Origin of the sequence: Bartonella sp. MU70NMGDW, assembly GCF_042194085.1 — a bacterium.
GTDB classification, from domain to species: Bacteria; Pseudomonadota; Alphaproteobacteria; order Rhizobiales; family Rhizobiaceae; genus Bartonella; species Bartonella grahamii.
The window spans coordinates 1-10760 of sequence record NZ_JBHIMK010000066.1; the positions used below are offsets into that span (position 1 = coordinate 1).

Below are 10760 nucleotides of genomic sequence, written 5' to 3' on the forward strand. Positions count from 1 at the left end.
ACCAGCCTCAAAGAAGCAGGAAATCAACAGTATATTTAATCAGAAATGATCACATTTACATAAGTTTGATAGAACGGATTGGTGCGTCAAATAAAAACCTCTTACGCTGAAATGGAAGTGACACCGCTTATGTTATTGCTTTTTTCTAGAATGCAAAAAAATCATTCATATTATTGGGTGGCCGGCTAAAGCTTTGGTGGAAAAATTGCACAAAGCGATAGGTCTTTTTGAGTGGATTTTAGAAAGATTTTTAAAGCAAAAACATCAAAAACAAGATACAGGCATTTTGCTGACAAGATACACATAGAACATACAATCCCTAACTATGATTGTAATTGTAACAAAAACGAGTGTTCAGAAAAATCTGAACACACTCAAATCAATAACATGACCTTTGGTCATGAAAAAAAGGCTTATGAAAAAATAGAGAAAGGTAGAAGCGAATTATCCCTATCTTCAAAAAACACTACATTGCTTCCAATCAAATCAGAATTTTTAACGCAAGCTTTGCCTCATGTTGCTATGTTCATGAAACATGGATTGCAATCTGAAAGAGATTTAATCGGATCCATGGATTTTTTAGCGAAAATAAAGGGGATTTCTTTTCAGGAACTTGAAGAAGCTAAAGAGACTATGATGAAAAAGATGTGCTTTCTTTTATAGTAAAAGAAAGCACATTGGGGGGATTAGAGTGACAGCTTTACATATTTTACTTTGAAAAGCGGTCTTTTTTATCTTTTTTCCACAAAAAATAAGTTACAAGTCCGAGAATGGGAACTCTCAATTTGGCAAAAGGGAAATGTTGACTGAGAGCTGCAAGGCTGGAAACGGTCGCGTCTGTCATGAGTTTGTGGCGTTGTTCTTCTGTCTTTTTTTGTTGGTCATAGCGTTGATAAGCCTTGAGAACACGATTGATAATAAGACCTAATCCTGCAAGAGAAAGACAAATTAAAAACATGATACTAGCGGCGGCAAGAGGTTTCATAACAGAACATAATGCAATAAAAACGATGATACATAAAAAAAGCAAAGACATGAAGAATGAAATGCCAATAAACCCATAGCAAATTGCTTGAAGGCGTACTTGTTTGACTGTGCTTTTAAGCCCTCCACCGACAAGATGGTTTAAAAGAGGAGCGATAAACTTATGCATTGCTTAACGACGCAGTAATTGAGAAAGAATAAAACCAACCCCTGCAGCAAACAAAACGCTTTTACCAGGATTTTTGCGAACGCATTGATTCATGGTTTGTTCAAGATCACTGATTTTTTCTTTTGCTTGAGACATCATGTCTTCACCACTTTCTTTCGCTGAGTGATATAGTTTTTCCGCTTTGTCTTTGGCGGCGTTGAATTTGTTTGCACCAAGATCTGTTAGGGTTGAGGTAATCCCTGAAATTTCAGTGCGTAACGTTTCTAATTGTCCTTGTAGGTCTTTTTCTACGGCTGATTTATCGTGCTGTGTTGTTTTATTATGGGCCATGATATTTTTCCCTCTTGATTCATTATATTTGCATTGGTGTGTTCATAGTGATCATTTGCATTGGAGTGAAAATTTTCACTGCTTGAGTAACGCCAAAAGTTTTTTTTGGTTCCTTTCACTTTGTCGAATTTAAAACTGTTTTTGATAAAATAAATCTTTCCTATACAATATGCTCTGTTCGTAAAGGATTACATCGGTTGAAAATTGTCTTATGCTTTTGCAGGAATTTAGCACCATTCTTCAGTTTCTCATGGCACAGTTTTTTTATAAAAGTTTTTTTAAAAAGCGTGTTGAGGCTTATTTTTTGGGCTTGTGACAGATAAAAAACATGGTTATTGTGATTTTGCGGCAGAAGTAATGTCATTTTTATGCTTTTGCAGAAGAAAAAGAAAATGCTATTTCTGTTCTTTGCTCTCTATGTATTTGAGGGCTAATCGCGCTCTCCCATTATACTTTTGGTCAGTTTAAGATATTGCGATCGTTCTTTTTTAAAAAAAGGTATATTTTTATTTGGATAGAAGGTACTTTAGTGCACTGATTGTTAGAGAAGTGCATATCCTTTTCTCCAAGGATTTTATGATATTTTTGCTGCTTATTCCATGAAAGAAATTATTTTGTTGGATTTAAAAGAGCCGCTGAAATGAAAGAAGCTTTGCGATATGAGGGATTTATTCAACAGGAACGATGATAAATTATTCTTATAAATGAAAATATTATATGCAATATTTCTTGTAAGTTTATCATTTTGCCTAATTTATGCAATAAATTGATTGAGTAAGATAAACTTGTTGAATTGTTAGAGAAAAATTTCTTGAGTGATTTCTTTAGAATAAGAGAGAGCTTGTGGAATAAAACTATACTTGATTTATCAAGTTTTCTTTCTTAAGAGGAATGCGAAAGCGACGTTAAAAGGGTAGTGGCATTGTGGAACAGTGATGCTGTGCGGGGTGACGATCCAGCTCATAAATAAAGATAAGAGCACAAGAATGTGAGATAAAAATGGAATCTGAAACAGTCCCTTTAGATAAAACAGTCCCTTTAGATAATATGTCTTCTGTATTGACAGTGCATGATTTTTCTCCTCTTTCTATGTTTATGGCTGCTGATTGGGTGGTGAAAGCCGTTATCATTATTTTGTTACTTGCTTCACTTATGTCTTGGACAATTGCTTTTGTGAAAATTGTTGAGATCACTTTGGTAAAACGAAGAGTACGTCATGAACTTCAATTGGTTCTTAATGCTCAGACTCTTACGCGTTTGGCAGCTAGCTTGAAAGAAAGCAAAGGGGCTGGGGTGTTTTTTCTCAAAGAAGTTCTTAAAGAGGTGTATCTTTCTACACAACAGGTTCATTTTTCTGCTCCTGAAGGGATAAATAAAAGCTCTGGTGAAAAAACCAGTGCAGGGGAAAGTGCACAAACGATTGAAGATATTCTCTTTTATGAGGAGAGCAATCAATATGAAGATGTTTCCCGCGATGTTCGCGATGCTAAGGCTCGCGATGTTCATGAAGGTTTAAAAGAAAGGGTTCATTCACTTTTGTCACGCTGCTTGCTGGCTGCTACACGCCGTGTTGCATGTGGAAGCGCTGTTCTTGCAACTATTGGCGCAATTGCTCCCTTTGTTGGTCTTTTTGCAACTGTTTGGGGAATTATGAATTCTTTTATTGGGATTGCTCAGTCTCAAACAACGCGACTTGATGTGGTGGCGCCTGGAATTGCTGAAGCCTTATTCGCAACGGCTATTGGGCTTTTTGTGGCTATTCCAGCCGTTGTTATGTATAATAGCCTTATGCGTGCTTTGAGTGGTTATCGCAATGATTTAGGTGATATCGCTGCGGCTCTTGAAAGGCTCTTAAGCCGTGAACTTGATAGACAAAGACAACAGAAAAGTCATAAAAAATGAAAGCAAGCCTTAATAATGATTGGGATATAGACGAGAGTGGGTTGCAAAGCGAAATCAATGTGACCCCTTTTATTGATGTTGTATTGGTGTTGCTTATTGTTTTTATGGTTGCTGCACCTTTGGCAACATCTGTCATTCCCGTTCAGCTTCCTTCTATAACTCAAACACCTTCAGTGGTTCAGTCTGATGAACCCCTTTATGTTACTTTGCAAAAAGATCGTTCTCTTTACATTGGTGATCATCTTGTAGAACAGGCAGCTTTAAGAGAAGCTTTGTTGAGGGAAACTACGCAAAATTTAGAGACAAAAATTTTAATCAAAGCCGATAGCGAAATTGATTATGGTACTGTCATCGATTTATTAAATCAAATACGCATGGCTGGATATAATAAAATCGGTCTTGTAGGATTGCAAAACTCTACTAATCTTACCTCAAGAGGTGTGATCAATAATAAAACAACAGGGGTAGCGGACGTTGCTGTCGATGGAGCGGGTGGTAGCGCGGGTGGTAACGTTGTGGGGCATGTGAATGCCGTAACAACGGGTACTGCGGTAAACGCTAATATTCCAGCCGATGCCCTCTGACCAGTGATAAAAATAGCCTTTGTTGCAGGAAGCAAAGCATATGACTCAAAGTCGTAGAGTGAAATTGATGAGGGTTTTGTCGTGGATTTATTAAACCCAATACGCATGAGTTTGATATTACGCATGGGTTTGATATTACGCAGGGGGTTTATATATTGAATCGGTTTTTTTAGGATTAAGCACTGCTCATCTTGCCTCAAGAGGTGCGATCAAGAAAAACAGCCAAGGGTGATTGTTGTGTGCCTTAATATATCTTAAAGCCCTTTTTGCGACGGTGTTTATAAATGGTATGACGGTAAAGCTCCCGTAAAATAATAAAAAATCTATTGAACCTCACTATCTTTATGCTTAACAAAAAAGCAAGCTAGCACCATTATAGTATTTATATTTTCTCCCAATGTTGTGACAGTGCTGAGTACAAGTATTCATTATAGGTATTTTCTACATGCTAGCTACGTTTGGAACGTGAGAGATATACTTTTGATTTATGTAATATAAATAGATTTGCAATGAAACAATCTTACAGTATTGAGATCTCTCATTTAAGTTGAAAGACAATTCATTATTATAAATCAATATGATATATAGATTGTCGACATTACAAGCGGTGTGTGAGCTTTTAATGGTTAATGCCAATGTTTTTGTTATGGGGGAGGGGTATCCGGTGATAATGAAGTTTTGTGTAGTACAAGAAACGTAATTGAGAGATGATTGTTTAGAAGTGCGTTTAGTGAAAAAACTTTGAAAGTAGTAAACGCGCACTCCTTCTGCACTTTAAAAGCCCAAGGGGTTTTAAGTGAAAGAGTGGTTAGAATAAGTGTGTGTTATATTTTAAGGGGAGCGATTTTTTCAGAGCTTCTTAAGTATGTCCCGTTGAACCGAAACCTCCTGTTTCACGGCTCTCGTTATGGCTTTGGGTATTTTGCTCTGGTTCAATAGCGCAAACTTTGACTTGGAATACGGGGGCGATGACTGTTTGGGCAATGCGCATTCTCCGTTTAAATAGAAAAGTTTTCTTGGCTCGAATTGATAAGAAGAACTTTGACTTCACTTCCGGATAATCACACTCAATCGTTCCTAGAGTATTGAGGCATGTGATGCCATGTTTTAAGGCTAAGCTAGAGCGTGGACGTATTTGTGCTTCAAGCCCACGTGATAAATGAAAAATGAGACCCGTTGGAATGAGTGCGCGCTGCCCTGGGGCAAGAACAAGCGTTTCTTCTTCTCCAATTGCTGCTTGTAAATCCAAGACCGGCAGAACCAGTCGTTGCGTAGTGAAGAAGTTTCCTTGTTCCAAGTGCAAGACGCTGAAGGGATAAAGTTAGGGCATGTGAAGATTGAGAAGAGACAGAGGAAGAGTAAGGATGATCGTTTAGAGGGGTGTTTGGTAAAAAAACTTTGAAAGCAAATGCGCACTCCTTCTATACTTTAAAAGCCCGAAAGACTTTCAGTGAAAGAGTAGTTAGAATAAGCGAGTGTTATATTTTGAGGGGAGTGATTTTTTCAGAGCTTCTTAAGTATGTCCCGTTGAACCGAAACCTCCTGTTCCACGGCTCTCGTTATGGCTTTGGGTATTTTGCTCTGGTTCAATAGCGCAAACTTTGACTTGGAATACGGGGGCGATGACTGTTTGGGCAATGCGCATTCCCCGTTGGATAGAAAAGTCTTCTTGGCCTAAATTGATAAGAAGAACTTTGACTTCACCACGGTAATCACTATCAATCGTTCCTGGAGTGTTGAGGCATGTGATGCCGTGCTTTAAGGCTAAGCCAGAGCGTGGGCGTATTTGTGCCTCAAAACCAGGTTGAAGGTGAAAAATGAGACCCGTTGGAATGAGTGCGCGCTGCCCTGGGGCAAGAACAAGCGTTTCTTCTTCTCTAATTGCTGCCCGTAGATCAAGACCCGCAGAACCAGCCGTTGCGTAGTGAGGAAGTTCTAAACCTTGTCCATGCTCAAGACGCTGGATCGATAAGGTTATTTGTTGTGGAGGGGGAGAAGGAAATGCATTCGAGGAAGAAGGACTCTTTTGGCTGTTCAGGTGCGTAGAAGGCATGGTCAAAGCATCTCCAAAATAGAAAAAACAAACACAACTCTAACAAAAGATTCCGTTTGAAACAAGCAGCGAAAAATCTATAGATGGGACGATGGGTTTTGCTGCTTGTTTTGTATGGGAAATGCTTATTTTTCATGCTGTTTGTTTTAAATACTACCAATGAAGATACCCGTAGCAAAAACGAGCGCTCCGCCAATAATAACTTGTAACGATGCACGCCAAAAGGGAGTTGACATGAATTTGTTCTGAATCCAGACGATGGCGCCTAGTTCGAAAAAAACAATGATAAAAGCAATAATTGTTGCTACATAAAAAGAGTTGATCAAATAGGGAAGAGTATGGCCTAATCCTCCTAATGTTGTCATAATGCCGCTGGCAATACCTCTTTTTAATGGCGAACCACGCCCTGATAATTTTCCGTCATCGTGGGCTGCTTCTGTGAAACCCATTGAAAGTCCTGCACCAATTGAAGCTGAGAGCCCTATCAAAAAAGTTTGGTGCGTGTCTCCCGTGGCAAAAGCTGCGGCAAAAATGGGGGCAAGGGTCGAGACAGAGCCATCCATTAATCCTGCAAGACCTGGTTGAATCCAAGTCAAAAGTGTTTGTCTTTGCGTTTTCGAAGGTTTTTTTATGGTGTTATTGGCCACTGTTGTTTTTGGGGATGGATGGCGGCTCTTGCCTTTCACAAGAGAATTTTTGTCACATAACGAACCGATAGTGTTTGCACGATTATGGCAAGAAAGGCACAAAAGTTGCTTATAATTTTTAAGCTCTTGAAGCCCCATGGCGGTAAAAACCGCGGCTTCCTTAGAGGAATAAGGTTCTAGAGCTTTTGCATATTTTAAATAGAGCGCCGCATGTTGCTCTTTTAATTTGAGCGCTTTAAGCATCACGTTTTGTGCTGAACGAAAGGACAGAGCTTTACGTTGTACAAATGAAAAAAACAATTTCAACATTTTCTGTTCCTCTGCACTTTAGAATAATTCTAAAACATAAGAAAAATAAACCAAAAGTCAATCTAAAAGTTAAAAACTGACAAATTACAAAAAGGTTGCACTGAGAAAAAAGGTGCTGGGATGCTGAGAAAGTACAAGGAGATTTATCAAATGGAGACGACAGGGGCGCATGAAAGAAATAATTGCGTGAAAAAATTTAAGAGACAATGTGCTTTATTTTGCTAAAGGGGCGTTTGAATGGAGCATTCTAATGTATTATGCTCGAGAATATAGGAAAGGAATAAGCTAGCATCATCATTCATTTGATGCGTTCAAAAGACTGTAACAGCTCTTGGACTTTGAAATGATTCTTTAAAAAGAGATCTTTTTCAAGGGATAAAAGCCCATTTCGCGAGGGGGCCCCTGTGAAGAGTATAGAAGGGTAGAGCCGCAAAATTTCCATGAAATAATATAAACTCCATTGAGTCTTCTTAATCTTTACGCTTCATAAAAGAGCAAGCCGGCATCATCGTACACCTTAGCTCCCAGTGTTGTGACAGTCTTTAGCACGGTTCATTATAGGCATGGCATTTTATTGTACAGTTTTACGCCACTTGATCCCACTTGTGGAGGTGTAAGACAGTATTCTTATGATATTTACGCGCATTTTAGCGTTGTTACAGCTTTTGCATTTAGGTGGATTTGTTAGCGTGTAACGAATTATCTTTTGTGCTGTAATTGCAGGGACAGGTTTAAGGGTGGGAGTGCATAAATGAAGAGATATTATCCATATTAAATTGTTTGAGATCACGCATAAAAATTTATGCTTTATGAAGGGGCATTTATCGCCTTGTAACTTGCCTGATATCTTGCATGAAAGCCCAAAATTCAGTAGGATTCTCTCACTTCAAAACTTCTTATATTGAAACAATTCAAATCATTTTCTTGTGGATCACAAGGAGGGGTGTGGGTGCTGTGTTTTTATTTAAAGTATGGGATGAGTTGAAATGTGAGAAGTGCATAATCTCTATGCGTTAACAAACGTTTTTGATGTTTTTAAAAAAGAGCGAAATTGTGCAGATAAAAAAGGGAGCATATATGGAAAATAGTGATGGTTTGAAATTTTGGCGGCTTTCTGAAAAACTAACAATACTGCAGGCAGCGCTTTTAATAGTTGGATTAAATCCAGGAAAGTATTTGTTTGTCAACAAATTAGAACCAGAAAAAAGTGATATTTACGAAGATAACCTTTCCGTATCATCAGAGAAAACTGCTAATTTCCGTGCAGCTTATCATGCTATCGTTCAAGCGGGAAAAAGCAATCGATTAGAGATAGAATGGTCGTACTATAATTTTTCGGATTTTATAGATGCAGATTCCTCATATGTTCGCGTTGATGATTTAAAAGAATGGCTTTCATCGCGTGGTCTGTACCCTCCATTTTTTTTCCCTGAGGATGATTCTGCTGAGACTAAGGACCAAAAATATTATGCGTTTCAAGATCCAACGCATCCACGTTATGCTCCAAAGCTTGCTGCTATTGTTGCGGCATGGGAAGCGGTGAGTGAGGTTGAGGGTGGTAAAACTGTTAAAGGAACGCTTGCAAAATGGTTGCAACAGAATGCTGATCAATATGATTTACACAATAAGAAAAATGGTAAGTTAAAAAAGGATGTTATTGAGGAATTAGCGGCTGTTGCGAATTGGGAACCTACCGGAGGGGCGCCTAAGACACCTGCCAGCTCTCTTTTATCAAAAGAAAAAAAATAAAAAGATCACTAAAATTGTGCTGCTTTTTTTGATAATTTTGAAGATAATCTCTTTTTCTGGGGGAGTTTTTTACTTTTCTTCCCTAGATTATAAGTAATTGTTTTTCAATGAAAATAATTTTTATAGTGTTCCTCTGACGGTTCAGACGGGGAAAATAGACATTTTGGGGCAGTAAAATTTACCCTGTAGTTTTCGTAACTTACCTCTCTATTTTTGTTTGATTTTTTTGGGCATTTTGCAATCCGTTGTCAATTTAAGGAGAGTAACATGATTAAAGTTAATCTTTTTTTTACTATGCGTAAAAGTGTGAAAATTTTTCGGGGAAATGTACGGATATTTGGCAATGTGCTGCGGATGAGGTGGTACATAAATCATTTAGAATAGGGGTATTATCGCGTTGGTTAAAGTTTGAATGATCGCTGTTATTCAAATAGTCGAGGTTGAGCGTTGTTACAGCTTTTGCATTTAGGTGGATTTTTTAGCGTGTAACGAATTGTTTTTGTGCTGTGATTGTAGGGGCAGGTTTAAGGGTAGGAGTGCATAAATGAGAGAGAGATTATCATATCAAACAGTGTTCAATTTATCGCATTGCATTGTTATGAATATAGCTGATCAAATTTTATTTATCATGTAGAGTGGGGAAAAGTTAACAATATTAATTGAATCTAAAAAAACATAAACTGTAATCTGAATTACAGTTTATGTTATTAAGTATTAAATAAGCTTACTGTTTAAACTGTATTTAAGTGAAACGTTGTTTAAACGAGCATCCACGCACTGTCCGCAAAAGCATCAAATGCTCTTTCACTCGGTGTACGATAGGGAGGCCGCTTTTTAGAAAACAACCATGAAAAATACGCAATAAGACCCCAAAGTGCTGGTGCAAGTCCCATCATAATTCCTACCTTTACAACACCTTTTTTAAAATCTTGTTCAGTGCTTTGTGTTGAAATATGATCCATAACCATATCAATAGCTTTAACAACTTTATTTTCTTTTGACACTGTAGAAGCAAAACTAGAATCTTGAGAATGACTATTCAAATAATAAGCATTAGCTTCCAAAACCTGTGAAAAGAAAAAGGCTATTGTAACAATATATAACGCGATTTTTTGAAATATTTTCATTATAATGATCCAAATTTAAAAGATTTAATCAAAAAAGTTTTTTCATTACACCTTCTAAACAAAATAGAAAAAGTACCGTGGCATCCCATGATGCATAATTACATTATGTGTTTAAGGTGCTGCTAATACAAAGCGTTAAATTACACATTTTGTATTATACCTAGGTAAGTTCCATAGTTTATTGATTTTGTCAACTTTTCAATTTTGGTTTTTAACTTAAATTATAAGCTGCAATTTTTTTGTTAATTTAGAAATAAATTTAAATTATATTATTGTTTTTATTATAATTATTGTATCATCTGTTTTGGTGAATCGTAAACGCAATTCTATATTATTAACGGAGATATTTTAAATAAACAAAATGTAGTTTTATTGTGGTGTAAATGACATATGATCTGTATGAAGTATTGATGCAATTTTTAAGATATATTGCGGTGTGAAGTAATCATTTTATGTTATATCGTAAAAACACTATTTTGCGGTTTGGTGATATAAGTTCTGTGTTTAGCGTTATCGTTATCAATCGGTTATCATATGGTAAGTAAACTAATATTATTCAGATTACATAAGCATTGTTAGCTCTCTTTACAGAAATTGATGCGTTCAAAGATGAATGGAGTATTCTGTGTAGTTCTTAGTGCCTGAATCATTAAATGCTCTTTACTATTTTTTCTTTTCAAAAATGCTGGCTTTTTCATCCGCTTCATCCGTATTGAGGGACGTAAATAAACAAGTTGTGAGGTCGAATATCTTTTGGTAAATTGAGCGATTGAACACTTCAAGAGCGCGAAGAACAAGGGATTGTTTGTTATGCCAAATTATGAAAATGTTTTTTTCAATCTTGGAAAGATATTCCCATTGCGGCAAATCATATAAAGTTTAAGCAACGGCAGCACGGTTTTTTGT

General features: G+C 37.1%; 10 protein-coding genes. 4 read left to right on the plus strand and 6 right to left on the minus strand.

Annotated features, from left to right (window positions below):
- Positions 1-231 precede the first annotated feature (231 nt).
- Positions 232-663: a hypothetical protein gene (locus ACFIKE_RS06730; RefSeq protein ID WP_375648796.1), complete on the plus strand. Its 432-nt coding sequence runs from the start codon at positions 232-234 to the stop codon at positions 661-663.
- Between the two features lie 46 nt (positions 664-709).
- Here the strand turns inward: ACFIKE_RS06730 and ACFIKE_RS06735 are convergent, their stop codons facing one another.
- Together ACFIKE_RS06735 and ACFIKE_RS06740 are read right to left on the minus strand one after the other, a co-directional pair.
- A complete protein-coding gene (locus ACFIKE_RS06735; RefSeq protein ID WP_375626478.1) occupies positions 710-1153 on the minus strand; it encodes a hypothetical protein in 444 nt (147 codons plus the stop codon).
- Positions 1154-1156: 3 nt separating this feature from the next.
- The gene (locus tag ACFIKE_RS06740) at positions 1157-1483 is read right to left on the minus strand and encodes a YqjD family protein (RefSeq protein ID WP_375626476.1); all 327 of its coding nucleotides are present in this window, start codon (positions 1481-1483) and stop codon (positions 1157-1159) included.
- Positions 1484-2482: 999 nt separating this feature from the next.
- Here ACFIKE_RS06740 and ACFIKE_RS06745 point away from each other — a divergent pair.
- Positions 2483-3385, plus strand: coding sequence for a MotA/TolQ/ExbB proton channel family protein (locus ACFIKE_RS06745; RefSeq protein WP_375625300.1), 903 nt, complete (start codon positions 2483-2485; stop codon positions 3383-3385).
- A complete protein-coding gene (locus tag ACFIKE_RS06750; protein ID WP_375648799.1) occupies positions 3382-3969 on the plus strand; it encodes a biopolymer transporter ExbD in 588 nt (195 codons plus the stop codon). The genes ACFIKE_RS06745 and ACFIKE_RS06750 overlap by 4 nt, the downstream gene beginning before the upstream one ends.
- Before the next feature lie 859 nt (positions 3970-4828).
- Here ACFIKE_RS06750 and dut (ACFIKE_RS06755) read toward each other — a convergent pair.
- The 3 genes from dut (ACFIKE_RS06755) to ACFIKE_RS06765 all read right to left on the minus strand — a co-directional run bounded on the left by dut (ACFIKE_RS06755) (position 4829) and on the right by ACFIKE_RS06765 (position 6978).
- Positions 4829-5266: a dUTP diphosphatase gene (gene dut / locus ACFIKE_RS06755; protein ID WP_375648801.1), complete on the minus strand. Its 438-nt coding sequence runs from the start codon at positions 5264-5266 to the stop codon at positions 4829-4831.
- A gap of 216 nt (positions 5267-5482) precedes the next feature.
- Positions 5483-6022, minus strand: a complete 540-nt coding sequence (gene dut, locus ACFIKE_RS06760; protein ID WP_375625303.1) for a dUTP diphosphatase — start codon at positions 6020-6022, stop codon at positions 5483-5485.
- A gap of 146 nt (positions 6023-6168) precedes the next feature.
- The gene (locus ACFIKE_RS06765) at positions 6169-6978 is read right to left on the minus strand and encodes a hypothetical protein (RefSeq protein WP_375648803.1); all 810 of its coding nucleotides are present in this window, start codon (positions 6976-6978) and stop codon (positions 6169-6171) included.
- Between the two features lie 1077 nt (positions 6979-8055).
- Here ACFIKE_RS06765 and ACFIKE_RS06770 point away from each other — a divergent pair.
- A complete protein-coding gene (locus tag ACFIKE_RS06770) occupies positions 8056-8727 on the plus strand; it encodes a hypothetical protein (protein WP_375625305.1) in 672 nt (223 codons plus the stop codon).
- A 758-nt stretch (positions 8728-9485) separates the two neighbouring features.
- Here ACFIKE_RS06770 and ACFIKE_RS06775 read toward each other — a convergent pair.
- Entirely contained in the window at positions 9486-9854 is a 369-nt protein-coding gene (locus ACFIKE_RS06775; protein ID WP_375648805.1) for a hypothetical protein, read from the minus strand.
- Positions 9855-10760: the final 906 nt, after the last annotated feature.

Bases quoted from the DNA above. Each gene is read 5' to 3' on its own strand.
- ACFIKE_RS06735 (WP_375626478.1), bottom strand. From the start codon at position 1,153: ATGCATAAGTTTATCGCTCCTCTTTTAAACCATCTTGTCGGTGGAGGG.
- ACFIKE_RS06740 (WP_375626476.1), bottom strand. From the start codon at position 1,483: ATGGCCCATAATAAAACAACACAGCACGATAAATCAGCCGTAGAAAAA.
- ACFIKE_RS06745 (WP_375625300.1), top strand. From the start codon at position 2,483: ATGGAATCTGAAACAGTCCCTTTAGATAAAACAGTCCCTTTAGATAAT.
- ACFIKE_RS06750 (WP_375648799.1), top strand. From the start codon at position 3,382: ATGAAAGCAAGCCTTAATAATGATTGGGATATAGACGAGAGTGGGTTG.
- dut (WP_375625303.1), bottom strand. From the start codon at position 6,022: ATGCCTTCTACGCACCTGAACAGCCAAAAGAGTCCTTCTTCCTCGAAT.
- ACFIKE_RS06765 (WP_375648803.1), bottom strand. From the start codon at position 6,978: ATGTTGAAATTGTTTTTTTCATTTGTACAACGTAAAGCTCTGTCCTTT.
- ACFIKE_RS06770 (WP_375625305.1), top strand. From the start codon at position 8,056: ATGGAAAATAGTGATGGTTTGAAATTTTGGCGGCTTTCTGAAAAACTA.
- ACFIKE_RS06775 (WP_375648805.1), bottom strand. From the start codon at position 9,854: ATGAAAATATTTCAAAAAATCGCGTTATATATTGTTACAATAGCCTTT.